Below are 15,749 nucleotides of genomic sequence, written 5' to 3' on the forward strand. Positions count from 1 at the left end.
CGTCACTACAACAATTTTTCGATTTCTGCTTTCAATTCGCTTGGCTTTGTTTGTGGGGCAAATCGTTCGACGACACGTCCGTTCCGGTCAACAAGAAACTTCGTAAAATTCCATTTGATTGCCTTCGTTCCAAATACTCCCGGTGCTTTTTCCGTTAGATAAACAAACAACGGATGCGCGTGCTCGCCGTTGACGTCCACTTTCGCAAACATCGGAAACGTCACCCCATAGTTTAGCTCACAAAATTGGGCGATTTCTTCCTCACTTCCTGGTTCTTGATGTCCAAATTGGTTGCACGGAAACCCGAGCACAATAAACCCTTTGTCCCGATAGTGTTCATATAGCTCCTGCAGCTCTTTATATTGCGGCGTAAATCCGCATTTGCTGGCGGTGTTGACGATCAGTAGTACATTGCCTTCATACTCCGCTAACGTTTTTTCCTCTCCTTGAATCGTTTTTACCGTAAAATCGTAAATGCTCATGATTCATTCCTCCTTTTCTTCATCTTAAAGGAGAAGTACGACGGTTTCCACTTTTTTGCTCACACCATATGACACAGTTGCCGCAATGATTCGAGCATATAGGGAATCATCTCGAGCAAGTCATCGACATTTTCCTCCCGAATCAACCGACCGAATTCAATCGTTACTTCATTGGCAATCCGCCCGCTTCCGTAATCGCGCTGCAACGTTTGGCGAATAAAGCGTGTTTCCCCCCAAATGTTGCGCATCGTTTTTTCGATGAATGGACAAATGGCGTCCGATTCCATCGGTAGACGAAATGTGATCGTTAATACACAACCTGCATCGGCTTGTTGCAGCAACTCTCGTGCAATCTGTTCTAAATGCATCTCTAGCGCTACTGTACATAGTACATCTGTTTCTTCTGGCAAGCGAAATGTCAGGCGGTACGCTCGTGAAAAGTGAGCGATATCCAACCAATCGCGGCGGTCGGTCACCACTACCGTCCCGTCTAAATCAAAATCATAAATCGCTCCTTCGAGCACCGTCTTCAAATTATCAAACGCCGTCGGATCCAATTTCCTCAGCTCCTTTTGTAAAAATCGCTTATCCACCATTTTACCACCGAAAAAGAAAGGAAAAAAATTCATTGAATAATAGTCGCAATATTTTTATAATGGAATTATTTAAAAAATAAAGAAATGGAGGATGAGAACGTTGCCTATTAACATTCCAAAACATCTACCGGCAAAAGAAGTGTTAGAACAAGAAAATATTTTCGTCATGGATGAAGAGCGGGCGTATTCGCAAGATATTCGTCCGTTAAATATAGTGATTTTAAACTTAATGCCACAAAAAGAAAAAGCAGAAACACAACTATTGCGCTTGCTTGGCAACTCCCCGCTGCAAGTCAATATTACGTTTTTGCGTCCAGAAACACACGAAGCGAAAACGACGAGCCAACACCATCTCGACCAATTTTATACGACATTTCCGCTCATTCGCCATCGCAAATTTGACGGGATGATTATTACTGGTGCGCCTGTCGAACATTTACCGTTTGAAGATGTCACGTATTGGGAAGAACTTGTCGATATTATGGAGTGGACGAAAACGAACGTTACGTCGACGCTACATATTTGCTGGGGGGCACAAGCGGGGTTATATTATCATTACGGAGTGCCGAAATATATGTTGCCGCAAAAATGCTTCGGCATTTTTGACCATACATTAGAAGTAAAAAACGTGAAATTGTTGCGTGGATTTGACGATGTGTTTCGCGTGCCACATTCCCGCCATACCGATGTGCACCGAGAAGACATTGAAAAAGTACCGGCGTTAACGATTTTATCCGTTTCCGAAAAAGCGGGCGTATGTTTAGTTGCGTCCAACGACGGAAAACAAATCTTTTTAACCGGCCACCCAGAATACGATGCGACAACGTTAAAAGAAGAATACGAGCGCGACGTCGCCAAAGGGTTGCCGATTCATCTTCCAGAGTCCTATTTTCCAAACGACGACCCGACAAAAGAGCCGTTAAATACGTGGCGTTCGCACGCTAACTTATTATTTGTCAACTGGCTAAACTACTACGTCTATCAGGAAACACCTTATATTTGGGAATAACTCCTATTTTTTGCTTGTCCGCCATTGTCCGTGACCAGCTCCCCCGAAAACGAATACTATGTACTACGTTGCATATAGGGGGGTGAGAAAATGAGTGGAGGATATCATGGCGGCAACAACTTTGCGTTAATCGTTGTGTTGTTTATTTTGTTAATCATCGTTGGCACGGCGTTTATGAGAGGATATTAATGAAAGAAGGAGCTTGCTCGTTTTCGAAGCAAGCTCCTATTTTTTGCGCAATATAAACAGCCACATAAACGTTAACGCCTGTTTTAGTTCGCGCGGAAGATTGGCAAGCAGCCGGTCATCGACTTCTTTTTTATAAACGCCTTGACCATCGACAAGTTCCCAGCCGTTTTCTTGCGCGAGCCGTTCAAACTCCCACGGCATCATCGTATTGCAAATGACTGGCTTCCCGTATAACCGCTCATAGCTATTCACGCGCGGAGCGGCTGTCGGCCCAAGCAACCCAGTACATAAATAATGCCCCATCTTTAACACCCGTCTTATTTCGTCGAGCGCTTTTAACGGTTCTTCCGTCCATTCCAACGAGTTAATCGCCATCGCTCCAGAAAACGTTTCTTCTGCAAATGGCAAATTGGTTAAATCGCCTTGGAGAAACTGAAGCGACTCTCCTTCCCCGCGCTCTTTTGCTTTTTCCACCATTTCTTGCGACAAATCAACCCCAACGACGCGATAGCCAAGTTGCGATAGTTTCCATGCCCCATATCCGTCGCCGCACCCTAAATCAACGATCGCACTCCCCTTCGGAACATACGACGCAAAAAATGGCAAAATTGTTTTACGGCTGCCGCGCTCCCACATGTCTTCGCTATTTTGATGCCAAAACGACGCTCGTTCATCCCATTGCTTTTTTGCTTCTTCGTGCCAAATAAATTCCATTTTCTCCACCTCTGTTTGCATAAAAATCTTCGAACCCGACCAAGCTGTATATGAAGGAGTGAATGACGATGAACGAACAAGAAACGTTTGTTGCGGTGCAAAAAAATCACGAAGGGGCAATTATCAACTTTAAAACGTCGACAGGGCGCGTATTGTCGTACCGAAAAGCAATGATGGAAATCGAAAACGGGCTGATCGCAGATGCGTCCGTTTTTCGCGACGAAACCGGCGAATGTTCCATTCGCATTACTTCGAGCGACCGCTCGATGGCGGAATTGCCATTATTTTTTTAACGAAAGGATGTTGACAATGACAAAAAAATATAATCGTAAAGGAAGCAACAATCAAAACGCACCGACGGAGACTTTCCTCAGCGAAGAAGTGCGTAGCGGCGACAATAGCAAAGGAAACAAACGAAAAAAATCACAAAACGATAAAACGGACGTTGCAGAATAAACTGCCCCTTAATATTCGATTCCTTTTTTTGCCGATACCCCTTCGTGATAATCATGTTTCACCGCTTGCATGTCGGTAACAATATCGGCAATGTCGATCAGTTCTTGTTTCGCTGTCCGCCCTGTAATGACCACATGAAGCGACGGCGGGCGCATTTTTAACAACTGAATGACGTCATTTATTGACACGATATCGTCGACTAGAAAACGGTCAATGGCGAGCGCATTGTTCAGTTCATCTAATACAATCATATCATACATGCCGGACATTATTTTTTCTTTTGTAAATTGCCATGCTTTTTTTAGCGCTTGGCGGTGTATTTCTGGCGTTTTTGTCCACGTAAACCCAGCACCAAGTTGATATAGTTCGATTCCTAGTTTCTTTAGCATGATTTGCTCGCCGTACGTCCGTTCGGGGGACTTAATAAACTGAATGACGAGCACCCGTTGTCCTCTGCCAGCCGCTCGCAACACTAGGCCAAGAGCGGCTGTCGTTTTTCCTTTCCCTTCTCCTGTATAGACAATTAATCGCCCATTACTCAATAACGTCACCTTCTCGTTCGACAAACCATTGGATACATTCGCGCAGTCGCACGACTTCCCCAACAACGATTAACGCCGGATGCGAAACGTTCGCACGTTTTGCTATTTCTGCAATTGTTTGTAGCGTCCCTGTTACCGTTCGTTGTTTTTCTGTTGTTCCCCATTCAATGACCGCAACAGGTGTATCGGTGTGTTTTCCGTGCGCAATTAGTTGCTCGCAAATGTACGGCAAATTGCCAACTCCCATATAAAAAGCAAGTGTATCACTTTTCGCAAGCGCCTCCCAATCGAGATGATCGTCCCCTTTTTCTTTTCGCCCATGACCAGTGACGATCGTAAACGAAGTAGCGACGTTCCGGTACGTGACGGGAATGCCGGCAAATGCCGCTGCCGCAATCCCCGCGGTCACCCCTGGAACAATTTCAAACGGGATATGATGGTTTGCTAATACTTCCGCTTCTTCTCCGCCGCGACCGAAGACGAACGGGTCGCCTCCTTTTAAGCGCACGACCGTTTTTCCTTCGTTCGCTTTTTTTACTAGCCAATGATTAATTTGTTCTTGAATCGTGCCGTGCTTTCCTGGTTCTTTTCCAGCATAAATGAACTCCGCCTCTTTTTTCGCATAGCGAAGCAATTCACTGCTAACGAGCCGATCGTAAATAATAACGTCCGCTTTTTCAATACATTCGACCCCATAAACAGTAATCAATTTTGGGTTGCCCGGCCCTGCCCCGACTAAATATACCATTCCCTTTTTCATGTTCATTCACCGCCTTGTGACACTTGTGCAGATGCGAAAGTCGCCATTTTCAGCATCGTCACTGCAGACTGCAAAATCGGGAATGCAACCGCTGCGCCGCTTCCCTCACCAAGTCGCATCTTTAAATCGATGAGCGGCTCTTTTCCGAGCAGCTCAAGCGCTACACGATGCCCCGGCTCTTGGGAACGATGACCAGCAATCATATAGTCGACTACGCGCGGATGTAGCCGTTCAGCAACGAGCGCTGCAACTGTACAAATAAAGCCATCAAGCAAAATCGGCACACGCACTTCGGCAGCTGCAATCATTGCACCAGCCATCGCGGCAATTTCTAACCCACCGATTTTTGAAAGAAGCCCGATTGGGTCAGAAGCGTCTGGCTGATGGAGCGCCAATGCCCGTTCGATGACGGTTCGTTTATGAAGCACCGTTTCTTCCGCAATGCCTGTTCCTTTGCCAACGAGCAACTCCACCGATTTATTGCTAATCGCAGCTAATAATGCACTTGCAGTCGTTGTATTGCCAATTCCCATTTCTCCAACAATGAGACAACGAATTCCTTGTTGAATCATCGCTTTTGCTTGTTCGTAACCGGCCGTCACGGCTTGGTTTGCTTCGTCTCTTGTCATCGCTTCTTGTTCGCAAAAATTGTTCGTCCCATACTTTACTTTTTTCTGCACAAACCCTTCCCCTGGAATATCAGTGGCCACCCCGACATCAATAACGGCAAACGATGCGCCAATTTGCTCGCTAAAAACGTTAATCGCTGCACCGCCATTTACAAAATTTAATACCATTTGCGCTGTCACTTCTTGCGGAAACGCGGAAACGCCTTCTTTTGTGACCCCGTGATCCGCCGCAAACACAAGTACACCTGGAGGAGTGACGACTGGAAAGTGTGCTTCTGTCATTTCTGCTAGCGCAATCGCCAGCTGCTCCAATCGTCCAAGGCTTCCGGCAGGTTTCGTTAATTGGTCGATATAGCTGCTTACTTCGTTGCCAATTTGTTTGTTTAATGCTGGAATATTATACATGATAGTTCCCCCTTTGAAATTCGATCATTTTTTGTTCGATTCGTTCGATTTGGACAGTTCGTTTGACGCAATCCGCAAGTTGATGAAACGCTTGTTCACGCAGTTCTCTATATGATGGGCGTTCGCTAAGCGGCGGCAGCCCTTTTTTGCGGCGAATCGTATTTAAGAAATGGTGACGAAAGCTATCATTATGAAATAAATCGTGAAAATAGGTGCCGATGATGCGCTCATCATTCGTCTTGCAGCCATCTGTCCGCCCTGCAGGTAATTGAATAAACGGAATGCCACCTGTTCGCACGGAACGTCCCATATGCAGTTCATACCCTGTTACGAAAAAAGATTCGCCAGCAAACAAAGCCGTTCCTTCTGACCAAACAGTTGTTTTTTCTTTTTCTAGCATCGTATCCATCGGAAGCAACTGCAGTCCTGTCACTTCACCGATTGGAGTTTCGACGTGAAACGGGTCGCTAATGCGTCGACCAAGCATTTGATAGCCGCCGCAAATACCAGCAATCACCGCATCTGTCTGCTTGTATAACCGACCGATTTCTGAGGCAATGCCGCTTTCTTTCACGTACAGTAAATCTTCAATCGTATTTTTGCTTCCTGGTAAAACAAATATATCCGGCTCGCCGACTTCTTCTGCTTTGGTGACAAAACGAACGCTACAATCTGGCTCGGCGAGAAACGGGTCGATGTCGGTAAAATTGGAAATACGCGGATATTGAACAACGGCAATATCGATTGCTTTTTCTGCTTTTTTCGCCGAAAATTGTGCGAGCGACACGGAGTCTTCGGCATCAATATATAAATGATGCATATATGGAACAACCCCGAGTACTGGCACGCCAGTATATTCCTCAAACCAATCAAGCCCCGGCTTTAAAAGCGTATAGTCACCGCGAAATTTATTAATAATCACCCCAATAACCCGCTTTCGATCCGCTTCTTCTAACAGTTGCAACGTTCCTACTAAACTTGCAAACACACCGCCACGTTCAATATCACCGACTAACACGACAGGGGCATTCGCCATGCGGGCTACTCGCATATTGACAAGTTCCCGATCGTTTAAATTCACTTCCGCTGGACTTCCCGCTCCTTCGATGACAAGCCGGTCGTATTCGCTCATGAGCGTCTTTAGCGAGCGCTCAATCACTTGCAAGCCAATCGAAAAAAACTCTTCTCGATATTGTCCCGCCTTCATATTCGCATACGGTCGCCCATGTACGACAATTTGCGCTTCATTTTCTCGGCTTGGCTTAATCAAAATCGGGTTCATATCTGTTGTCGCCCTTACTCGAGCCGCTTCTGCCTGTATTCCTTGGGCGCGGCCAATTTCTTTTCCATCGGGCGTTACGTACGAATTGAGCGACATGTTTTGCGATTTAAACGGAGCTGTTTTCCATCCATTATCGGCAAAAAGGCGACAAAAGGCGGTCGTTATAATGCTTTTTCCCGCGTCGGAATGCGTTCCTTGAAACATAAGCGGCAACGCTTTACGCATCATGCTTCACCTGCACACATCGCATAAGCCAGCGTTCGACCATTTCCGGACAAGATGGAAAATAAAAATGAACGTATCCAGCTATGACATTTTTCGTCATATATCCGTCTTTTTTTGTTCCGCGTAGCCCTTTTGTTTCATAAGCAAAACGAGGCGTTGCGTTCGGCGTAAACGTTGAGTAGTGAAATTCATGACCTTTCGCTACCGTCCCGCTCGGCAATAAAAAGTTTTCTCCTTCGCCAATGACTTCGCGGTATCCTAGCGCTGCTAATTTCGTATGCATGCGAACCGTTCCTGGGATGACGCCAACCATTTCATAAAAGCGGCCGTCCGTCGTTTCGATTCCTTCTGTTAAATACATAAACCCACCGCATTCAGCAAGCGTTGGCAATCCGCATTCTATTGCTTGCTTGATCGATTGGTTGATTCCTGTCTGTTCCGAAAGTTGCGCGGCAAACTCCTCTGGAAACCCACCGCCAATATACAACCCGTCTGCCTCACTTGGAAGCGGCTCACCCGCAAGCGGGGAAAAGAAAACGAGCTTTGCCCCATACGCCTCAAGCATTTCTAAATTTTCCGGATAATAAAAATGAAACGCAGCATCTTTCGCCACCGCGATGCAAACGTTATATTGCTTGTTAGCGGTTGTATACAACCGCTCGATTTCTAAAGGCGATGCTTCTGCCAAACGCCAAACAGCATCAAGGTCGACGGTTTGCGCCACTTGCTTGCCGATCGCTGTAAAAAAGTCTGCTAATTCGCCGCGCTCAATCGACGGAACGAGCCCTAAATGACGCTCTGGAATAGAAAATTCACTGGTTTTTGGCAAAAAACCAACAACTGGAATGCCGCACATCTGCTCAATCGCGGCTTGAACTAAGCGAAAATGGCCTTCGCTACCAACGCGGTTAACAATGACGCCAACGATGTTTACGTGCGGATCGAACTGTTGAAATCCGCGAACTACCGCAGCAGCGCTCCGTGCCATTCCTCCACAATCGACGACTAATAGTACTGGGCTTTTCGTGATGGCGCTAATTTCCGCGGTCGACCCTTCGTTTGTTGTCGGTCGTTTTCCATCAAACAGCCCCATCACTCCTTCAATGATAGCAATGTCCGCACTTTCGCACCCTTTTTGGCATACCGCTTTTACCACATCCGCCCCGCCCATCCAGCTATCTAAATTGCGCGACGGGCGTCCGGTTACCGCTGCATGGTACGTTGGGTCAATATAGTCCGGACCGCATTTAAATCCTTGTACCGTATAGCCGCGTGCAGTAAACGCCGCCATTAGTCCGATGGTCACCGTTGTCTTCCCGACGCCGCTTCCGGTTCCTGCGATGACGATTCGGCGCATGTTATCCCTCCTTCTCGATGACGGCAACGGAAATCGTCACATTGCCTAATTTTTTCTTCACAAGCGCTAACTGCGAACCACTATACAATTTCGCTGCCGGTTCGCTGACGCCGTATGCTCCCGTATAGCGAAAGACCGTTTCCGAAGGCTGCTCGATTGGCACGCGGTTTAGTTGTTCGGCTGTGTAATATACAAATTCCCAACCGTATTTTTGCGCGACTTCTAGTAACCCTGCTTCGTCTTTTTTTAAATCAATCGTGCAGAGCGCTTTGACGCTTTTTATCGAAAACTGCAGTTCGGTTAACGTTTCACGAATCACTGTTTCGATCTCTTCTGCCGACGTGCCGCGATTGCATCCAATCCCAAGGACAATCACTTTCGGACGATATAGGACGCCATTTTGCAAAATCGCTTCTTCTTCTTTCGTTAACAGGCGATGCGTCACTACTAAAGCAGCAGCTGGTTTTGCCGCAAGCGCCGCACCGATCGTTGGATAAACACGAATATTCGCTGGAAGCGGCGTATCGTACTGCCACCAATTTTGTTCTCCTGATTCTTGAACAATCGCTACATGTTGTTCATTCACAACTGCAGCGCTTACAGGTGTTAACTTTTCGTCTGATTCCCACACCCAGCCAAATGAACGTCCGAATAAATCGACCGCAATTGTTTTTTGCACATCCGACGCTGTCGTAATGACCGGATGTGCTTGTAATAAATGAGCGATTCGCCGCGTCAATTCGTTCGCTCCGCCAAGATGTCCAGATAAGACGCTAATGACGTGTTCGCCTTTGTCATCGATGACGACTACCGCTGGGTCTGTTTTTTTATCTTTTACGTGCGGGGCAATCATGCGCACGACTGCTCCGAGTGACACGATGAAAATAAGCCCACGATATGACGTAAAAAGCGATGGCACTAACAATCGAACATTTCCGGAAAATAAGTGAATCCCTTTTTCTTCTTCATCGCCTTTCGCAAATTTATTCGTATAGTAAACATGCACGTCTGACATTTGCTCGCCAAGCCGGCGAGCAATCTCGACCCCGTGTTTCGTAATTGCCACGACTGCGTTCATCGGCTCACTCCCCCCGTCGATAGCCATGCGTAAACGTTTTATCGTACAATTTCGAACGATATGACCGTTCGATAATCGCTGGATCTAATGCCCAACCTGCAAGGATTAACGCGTGTTGGCGAATGCCGTTTGTACGCATCGCTTCATCCAACGTCCCGACAGTCGCACGAATGATTTTTTCATCCGGCCATGTCGCTTTGTAGACGACTACAACAGGCGTATCTTCGCTCCAGCCTGCTTCAAGCAACGCGTTGGTCACTTTTTTCGTTAGCGTCGCACTTAAAAATAAAGCGATAGTACAATGATGTTTCGCCAATTCCGCCAATTTTTCCTTCTCCGGAACAGGGGTACGTCCTTCCGCCCGTGTTAAAATGACCGTTTGGGTTAAGTCGGGGACGGTCAATTCCACTTGCGCTGCCGCTGCGGCCGCAAATACGGAGCTAACGCCAGGGACGATTTCCACCTTGATGCCTTCTTTTTTTAATAAGGCAATTTGTTCGAGCGTCGCTCCATAAATCGATGGATCGCCGGTATGAAGGCGTACTACCGTTTTTCCTTCTTTTACTCGTTCAACCATTTGCGTGACGATTTGTTCTAAATGCATCCCTGCTGTTTGAACGATTTCTGCCTCTTTTTTGGCGTATTGTAAGAGCGCATCGTTGACGAGCGAATCGGTATAAAAAATCGCATCCGCTCGTTGTAAAAGCAACATCCCTTTGACCGTAATCAACTCTGGGTCGCCTGGTCCGGCACCGACAATGTAAATCATTTTTTCACCACCATAAGCGTTAAATATTCGAGCGATTCCCCGTCTAGTTTCTCAATATCCCAGATGATTTCTTCCTTGGACGTTGCTTTCGTCACAACCGCTGCACGTTGCAACAAGTTTAATTCCCGCAATAACTGCACCATCATATTTATCACTTTGGCGACTTTTAAAAAGATGACGCAATCGTGCTCTTCCATCGCTTTTTTCATCGCCTCGTAGTCGTCGCGCGCTGGAATGATGGCGACGTGTTCATCGCCGTCAGCAAGCGGCAACTGTAAGCGAGCAGCGGCGCCGTTGATCGAAGAAATGCCTGGTACAATCTCGAACGGAACGTCGGGATAGCGTTGTTGCATCGTTCGCATAAAATGAATAAACGTACTATATAACAATGGATCGCCTTCTGTAACAAATGCAACATGTTTTCCGCGCGAAAGATGTGCCCAGACAGCGTCTACTGTTTCGTCCCATCTTTCTTGTAACACCGCTTTCTCTTTTGTCATCGGAAAAATAAGCCCGAGCATTTCTTTTTCGTCTGGCGAAAAATATGCTTCAACAATTTGCTGGGCGTAGCTTTTGCTGCCGCGCCCTTTTTTCGGATAAGCGATGACATCTGCTTCTTTTAAATAGCGAAACGCCTTAATCGTTAACAATTCTGGGTCTCCAGGACCGACACCGATGCCATATAACGTTCCAATCATTCGCTTTCTTCCTTTCTATATGCCGAAATAATAAAAATAGGATTTAACGCATCAAAGCGCGTCAGTTGCAAAATCGGTTTGCTTCTTGCGATTTGGGCAAGCGTTACGTCTGTCTGAAACCCACGGGCCGTTAGTCCTTCGATCGCTTCATGTAGCGTATCAAGCGTCACCGCATTAATTACGATTCGTCCGTTTCGCTTCAATCGCTGGCAACAAACGTCAAGAAGCCGTGCCATTTCGCCAGACGTTCCGCCAATAAAAATAGCGTCTGGATCGGGAAATTCATGCAAATGATCTGGTGCACGCCCGTGGACGAGCGTAAAATCGGTACGGAACTTTTGCATATTTTTTCGGCAAATATCGATGTCGTGCGCGTTTTTTTCCATCGCAAACACCGCCCCGTCGCGCGCGATTTTCGCTGCTTCAATCGCGACCGAACCAGTGCATGTGCCAATATCCCAGACGATGCTCGTCCGCTCTAGTTTCATTGCACTAATGCTCAATACCCGGACTTCTTTTTTCGTAATCAATCCTTTTTCTGGTTTGCGCTGAAAAAATTCATCGTCTTCAATCCCAAAAGACCAAGTAGGACCTTCTTTTGTTTTTTGCAAAATAACAATATTTAAAGGAAGAAACTCGGTTTTCGCCATCTCCTCTAGCGAAAAGAAGCGACAGCGCTCATCGGGTGCGCCTAAATGTTCACCGACAAATGCGCGATATTCCGTCATTCCGTACGAAAGCAAATAGTCGGCAATGGCGGCTGGCGAGTTTGTCGCATCCGTTAAAATCGCTACTTTCTCCAATCCGTCAATCCGTTGTGCCAATCCTTTGAGCGGACGACCGTGGACGCTAATAAAAGCAGCATCATGCCATTTTTCTCCCATTTTAGCAAATGCCCATTGCACTGAGCTAACGGCTGGATACACTTCGATTGGAAGTTTGTTTGATAAATAGCTGCCAATGCCATAAAACAACGGGTCACCAGAAGCTAAAATGACCGTTCGTTTCGTTTCGTGGCGCAGTCGCTCGACAACGGAAGCAAGTCCGCTTTGAATGACAATTGTTTCTCCTTTATAATCGGGAAAAAAGGAAAGATGACGCTCTCCCCCAATTAACAATTCGCTTTCGTAAATCCACTGCTCGTATAACGGAGGCAAGCTTTGTTTTCCATCTGCTCCGATTCCGATGAGTTTAATCGGCTGCATCGTGCCGCACCGCCTTTCCTAACCATTGACCATCTAACGTATATAGCGTTGTTTCAACCGTCAGCCCGCCACCGACTTCTTTTAATGCCGATTGGCAACAATAATCGCATAGCTTGTCAAAAAAGCGCATATGGCCAGCTGCTTGCATCCAATCACCAACTTGCGAAGCGGTATTTGCTTCACGAATCGCTTGGATAAGTTCTGATGAAGCGCCTGATTCTTCAGCGACTGCTGCTAAAAAGTGAAAGTCGACAGGTGCACTTTTGGCGTGCACCATCATCACCCCTTGCGCCACTTTTGAAAATTTCCCCATCATCCCAACCATCGACACCGTTTTCATCTTATGCTTTTTGCATTGTTTGAGCGTAAAGCCGACGAAATCACCCATTTCAATAAACGCCTCTTCTGGCAAGTGAGCGTATTGCTTCATCGCATACTTTTCGCTGCGCCCTCCTGTCGTGATGACGACATGGTCGCAGCCTGTTGCTTTCGCTACTTCGATGGCGCGAACAATACTTGCTCGATAGGCAGATGTCGAAAACGGAACGACGATGCCGCGCGTCCCTAAAATCGAGATGCCGCCAATAATTCCGAGCCGAGCGTTTAATGTTTTTTTCGCAATTTCCGCCCCGTTTGGAACGGAAATGACGATGCGTACCCCGCTTGTTATTTCGTATTGACCCAACACTTCGCGAGCAGTTTCTATAATCATTTTGCGCGGCACGGGATTGATGGCTGCTTCGCCGACGGGAACAGGGAGGCCTGGTTTCGTCACACGCCCAACCCCTTCCCCACCATCTAGCTCAATGCCCGTTTTGTTTGTCCATGATACAGTCGCAACGATTGATGCGCCATGGGTTGCGTCCGGATCATCTCCGCCGTCTTTTATGACAATAGCCGTTGCAGAAGAAGCTTGAAGATCGCAATGTTCGATGGAGAAAGTCACCCATCGCCCAACCGGTAAATAAATTTTTGCTTCCGTTTGCGGAATTCCGGTAATAAGGGCTGTTAGCGCCGCTTTTGTTGCCGCCGTGGCGCAAGCGCCTGTCGTATAGCCTTCCCGCAACTGTTTTTCTCCCATCGCTTACCCTCGCTCTGCTAAAATCGAAAGCGCATTAAGCGCCGCAACCGTCACGGTGCTTCCGCCTTTGCGGCCGACGTTTGTAATGAATGGGACGTCTAGCTTCGCCAGTTCTTCTTTTGACTCTGCCGCCGATACAAAACCTACCGGTAACCCGATGACTAAGCCAGGGCGCGCCTCTCCTTCTTTGATTAAACGAATGAGTTCAAGTAACGCCGTCGGAGCGTTGCCGATCGCAAAAATTCCCCCTTCTGCTTCTTTCACCGCTTTTCGCATCGCGACAATTGCGCGTGTGGTGTTTAATCGTTTCGCTTCTTCGATGACATCCGGGTCGGAAATATAGACGTGAACGCTTCCACCGAATTTTTCCAAACGCGCTTTGTTCACCCCGACTTGCACCATTTGCACGTCGGCAACGACTTTTTTTCCTGAACGAATGGCTTGAATCCCTGCTTCGACGGCGTTTGGATGAAATAGTAAACTTTTTCCTAATGCAAAATCAGCGGAAGCATGAATGACCCGTTGAACGATTGGGTATTGCTCATCCGTAAAAGCATGCTCGCCGATTTCTTCATCGATGATTTGAAAGCTTTTTGCTTCGATTTGTTGCGGTTGGACGGTGAAAGGACGAAACTCGGTACGAAAATCCATGATTAAAACCCCTCTCTTTGTACAAGTTGACGTACGGCAGAAATGACATCGGAAAATTCGGAGTATACCGTGCCATAGCAAATCGCAGGACGACGAATCACGACCGTCTCAATGCCTAATTCTTTTGCCGCGGCAATTTTTTCATCGACAAAGCCAATTTTCCCGCTTTCTTTTGTAATAACTAACGTCACACCGAAATGTTTAAAAAGGGCGAGATCGAGCTCTTTTGTAAACGGTCCTTGCATCGCAACAATGTTTTCTTGCGGAAAATGTAGCTGTTCACATTTTTCCATGTTGTCTTTACGTGGAAGCATGCGAGCAATGACGCGCACATCCGGCAACCCAAGCAATCGGTTGGCGAAAATGTGCAACGTCTTGCTTCCGGTTGTGAGCATCACTACCCCTTTTTTTTGCGCGGCATATTCCGCCGCTTCTTCATAACTATCGACAAATGTCACTTGTTCCGAAATAATCGATGCCGCTTTTCGCTCGTAGCGAATGTATGGCACGTTGGCAGCAGAAGCCGCCTGCATTGCGTTTTTCGACGCTTCTTCGGCAAACGGGTGGCTCGCATCGACGACCGCTTTTGCTTTTTTTGTTTGCAAAAGTTCAGCTAGTTGTGAAGCGGTTAACCTCCCAACATGGACAGATACACCCGCTTGTTGCAGCTGTTCTGCTGCATGTTCGGTTACGACCGTCGCCATGACAGGATATCCTTCGGTTTGAATGGCTAGCGCCAATTGCCGAGCATCGCTCGTTCCTGCTAAAACAATAATCATCCAATCCCCCCTTTAATGATGGTGATGATGGTGGTGCTCCGCCATATGAAGCCGGTATTGGCAAAGATCGCAGTTCATTGAAACCGTTTGACCGAGCGCTTCTTCTAACCGATCCAATACAATCGTCTTTAACTTTGGATGAAAACCGAAATATTCCGCTAACAAAAACTGCACATCCGGGTAGCGAAGGCGAAACTCTGACACGTTTCGCTCTAGCCGCTTGATGAGCACACCCGTAAATAAAAAGTATGGTAAAATTACAATTCTTTTAGCGCCAAGCTTTATACAACGTTCAACCCCTTCCGCGAGCAATGGATTGGTAACCCCCATAAACGCCGGCTCCACAAGCGAATAGTTCGTTCGTTCCCAAAATAAGCGAGCGATTTTGTATAAATCGCTATTCGCATCTGGGTCGCTTCCTCCGCGTCCGAGCAAAAGAATGGCCGTATGTGGATCTGGTGCTTCCACCTGCTCACCAATTTCTTGCAATCTTTCTTGTAAAATCGTAAACGTTTGTTCATGAATGCCAATGGGACGTCCGTATATGATGTTCACGTGCGGATACCGCTCTTTCGCTTCATCGATCGCTTGAGGAATATGCAGCTTCGAATGACCTGCCGAAAGCAAAATAAGCGGAATCACAACAATTTTGTTAGCACCTGCCTTCACGCAGTTTGCCATCCCTTGAGCGATCGTCGGTAAACCAAACTCTAAAAAACATGTTTCCACATGAAAACGAACATCGATATTCGGGCGGAGTTGTTCGACAAATTGAACGACTTGGTCGTTCCCTTCTTGGTCACGGCTTCCGTGTCCGACAAATAAAATGGCTTTCACGCTCT

At 46.9% G+C, this 15,749-nt stretch carries 20 protein-coding genes; 4 read left to right on the forward strand and 16 right to left on the reverse strand.

The features are described 5' to 3' along the window. Positions 1-5: 5 nt before the first annotated feature. Both GGR02_RS00340 and GGR02_RS00345 read right to left on the reverse strand, forming a co-directional pair. The gene (locus tag GGR02_RS00340) at positions 6-482 is read right to left on the reverse strand and encodes a glutathione peroxidase (protein ID WP_183182764.1); all 477 of its coding nucleotides are present in this window, start codon (positions 480-482) and stop codon (positions 6-8) included. A gap of 59 nt (positions 483-541) precedes the next feature. Then, positions 542-1,039, reverse strand: coding sequence for a PIN domain-containing protein (locus GGR02_RS00345; protein WP_260174915.1), 498 nt, complete (start codon positions 1,037-1,039; stop codon positions 542-544). Positions 1,040-1,178: 139 nt separating this feature from the next. Here GGR02_RS00345 and metA point away from each other — a divergent pair, with 139 nt between their 5' ends. Then, the gene (metA, locus tag GGR02_RS00350) at positions 1,179-2,087 is read left to right on the forward strand and encodes a homoserine O-acetyltransferase MetA (protein WP_183182766.1); all 909 of its coding nucleotides are present in this window, start codon (positions 1,179-1,181) and stop codon (positions 2,085-2,087) included. Between the two features lie 90 nt (positions 2,088-2,177). Next, entirely contained in the window at positions 2,178-2,276 is a 99-nt protein-coding gene (locus GGR02_RS00355) for a YjcZ family sporulation protein (protein ID WP_183182767.1), read from the forward strand. 36 nt (positions 2,277-2,312) lie between these two features. Here the strand turns inward: GGR02_RS00355 and GGR02_RS00360 are convergent, their stop codons facing one another. Then, positions 2,313-2,990 (reverse strand): class I SAM-dependent methyltransferase, encoded by a 678-nt coding sequence (locus GGR02_RS00360; protein ID WP_183182768.1) that lies wholly within the window; start codon positions 2,988-2,990, stop codon positions 2,313-2,315. A gap of 68 nt (positions 2,991-3,058) precedes the next feature. Here GGR02_RS00360 and GGR02_RS00365 point away from each other — a divergent pair, with 68 nt between their 5' ends. Further along, entirely contained in the window at positions 3,059-3,283 is a 225-nt protein-coding gene (locus GGR02_RS00365) for a DUF3892 domain-containing protein (protein WP_183182769.1), read from the forward strand. A gap of 16 nt (positions 3,284-3,299) precedes the next feature. After that, a complete protein-coding gene (locus tag GGR02_RS00370) occupies positions 3,300-3,446 on the forward strand; it encodes a hypothetical protein (RefSeq protein ID WP_183182770.1) in 147 nt (48 codons plus the stop codon). 8 nt (positions 3,447-3,454) lie between these two features. Here GGR02_RS00370 and cobO read toward each other — a convergent pair whose 3' ends face one another. From cobO to GGR02_RS00435, 13 genes are read right to left on the reverse strand one after another with little or no spacing between them, the layout of a single operon-like run. Next, on the reverse strand, positions 3,455-3,997 hold the full coding sequence (gene cobO / locus GGR02_RS00375; protein ID WP_183182771.1) for a cob(I)yrinic acid a,c-diamide adenosyltransferase: 543 nt from the start codon (positions 3,995-3,997) through the stop codon (positions 3,455-3,457). Then, entirely contained in the window at positions 3,981-4,748 is a 768-nt protein-coding gene (cobA, locus tag GGR02_RS00380) for a uroporphyrinogen-III C-methyltransferase (RefSeq protein WP_183182772.1), read from the reverse strand. Before cobA ends, cobO begins: the two co-directional genes overlap by 17 nt. A gap of 2 nt (positions 4,749-4,750) precedes the next feature. Further along, positions 4,751-5,782 carry a nicotinate-nucleotide--dimethylbenzimidazole phosphoribosyltransferase gene (gene cobT / locus GGR02_RS00385; RefSeq protein WP_221210604.1) on the reverse strand — a complete coding sequence of 344 codons (1,032 nt, stop codon included), beginning with the start codon at positions 5,780-5,782 and terminating at the stop codon, positions 4,751-4,753. Next, entirely contained in the window at positions 5,775-7,289 is a 1,515-nt protein-coding gene (locus tag GGR02_RS00390) for a cobyric acid synthase (protein WP_183182773.1), read from the reverse strand. Before GGR02_RS00390 ends, cobT begins: the two co-directional genes overlap by 8 nt. Next, positions 7,282-8,646: a cobyrinate a,c-diamide synthase gene (locus tag GGR02_RS00395; protein ID WP_183182774.1), complete on the reverse strand. Its 1,365-nt coding sequence runs from the start codon at positions 8,644-8,646 to the stop codon at positions 7,282-7,284. The genes GGR02_RS00390 and GGR02_RS00395 overlap by 8 nt, the downstream gene beginning before the upstream one ends. Before the next feature lies 1 nt (position 8,647). Beyond that, entirely contained in the window at positions 8,648-9,724 is a 1,077-nt protein-coding gene (locus GGR02_RS00400; RefSeq protein ID WP_183182775.1) for a cobalt-precorrin 5A hydrolase, read from the reverse strand. A gap of 4 nt (positions 9,725-9,728) precedes the next feature. After that, positions 9,729-10,493: a precorrin-4 C(11)-methyltransferase gene (gene cobM / locus GGR02_RS00405; protein ID WP_183182776.1), complete on the reverse strand. Its 765-nt coding sequence runs from the start codon at positions 10,491-10,493 to the stop codon at positions 9,729-9,731. Then, on the reverse strand, positions 10,490-11,191 hold the full coding sequence (gene cobI / locus GGR02_RS00410; RefSeq protein WP_183182777.1) for a precorrin-2 C(20)-methyltransferase: 702 nt from the start codon (positions 11,189-11,191) through the stop codon (positions 10,490-10,492). Before cobI ends, cobM begins: the two co-directional genes overlap by 4 nt. Then, entirely contained in the window at positions 11,188-12,396 is a 1,209-nt protein-coding gene (cbiE, locus tag GGR02_RS00415; RefSeq protein WP_183182778.1) for a precorrin-6y C5,15-methyltransferase (decarboxylating) subunit CbiE, read from the reverse strand. Before cbiE ends, cobI begins: the two co-directional genes overlap by 4 nt. Then, positions 12,383-13,477: a cobalt-precorrin-5B (C(1))-methyltransferase gene (locus GGR02_RS00420; RefSeq protein ID WP_183182779.1), complete on the reverse strand. Its 1,095-nt coding sequence runs from the start codon at positions 13,475-13,477 to the stop codon at positions 12,383-12,385. The genes cbiE and GGR02_RS00420 overlap by 14 nt, the downstream gene beginning before the upstream one ends. A 3-nt stretch (positions 13,478-13,480) precedes the next feature. Beyond that, a complete protein-coding gene (locus GGR02_RS00425) occupies positions 13,481-14,128 on the reverse strand; it encodes a precorrin-8X methylmutase (RefSeq protein WP_183182780.1) in 648 nt (215 codons plus the stop codon). Positions 14,129-14,130: 2 nt separating this feature from the next. Beyond that, the gene (cobK, locus tag GGR02_RS00430; RefSeq protein WP_183182781.1) at positions 14,131-14,907 is read right to left on the reverse strand and encodes a precorrin-6A reductase; all 777 of its coding nucleotides are present in this window, start codon (positions 14,905-14,907) and stop codon (positions 14,131-14,133) included. Positions 14,908-14,919: 12 nt separating this feature from the next. Next, complete coding sequence (locus GGR02_RS00435) at positions 14,920-15,744, reverse strand: sirohydrochlorin chelatase (RefSeq protein ID WP_183182782.1); 825 nt, start codon at positions 15,742-15,744, stop codon at positions 14,920-14,922. Positions 15,745-15,749 lie beyond the last annotated feature (5 nt).

The sequence above is a fragment of the Anoxybacteroides voinovskiense genome (genome assembly GCF_014196205.1).
GTDB lineage: Bacteria > Bacillota > Bacilli > Bacillales > Anoxybacillaceae > Anoxybacteroides > Anoxybacteroides voinovskiense.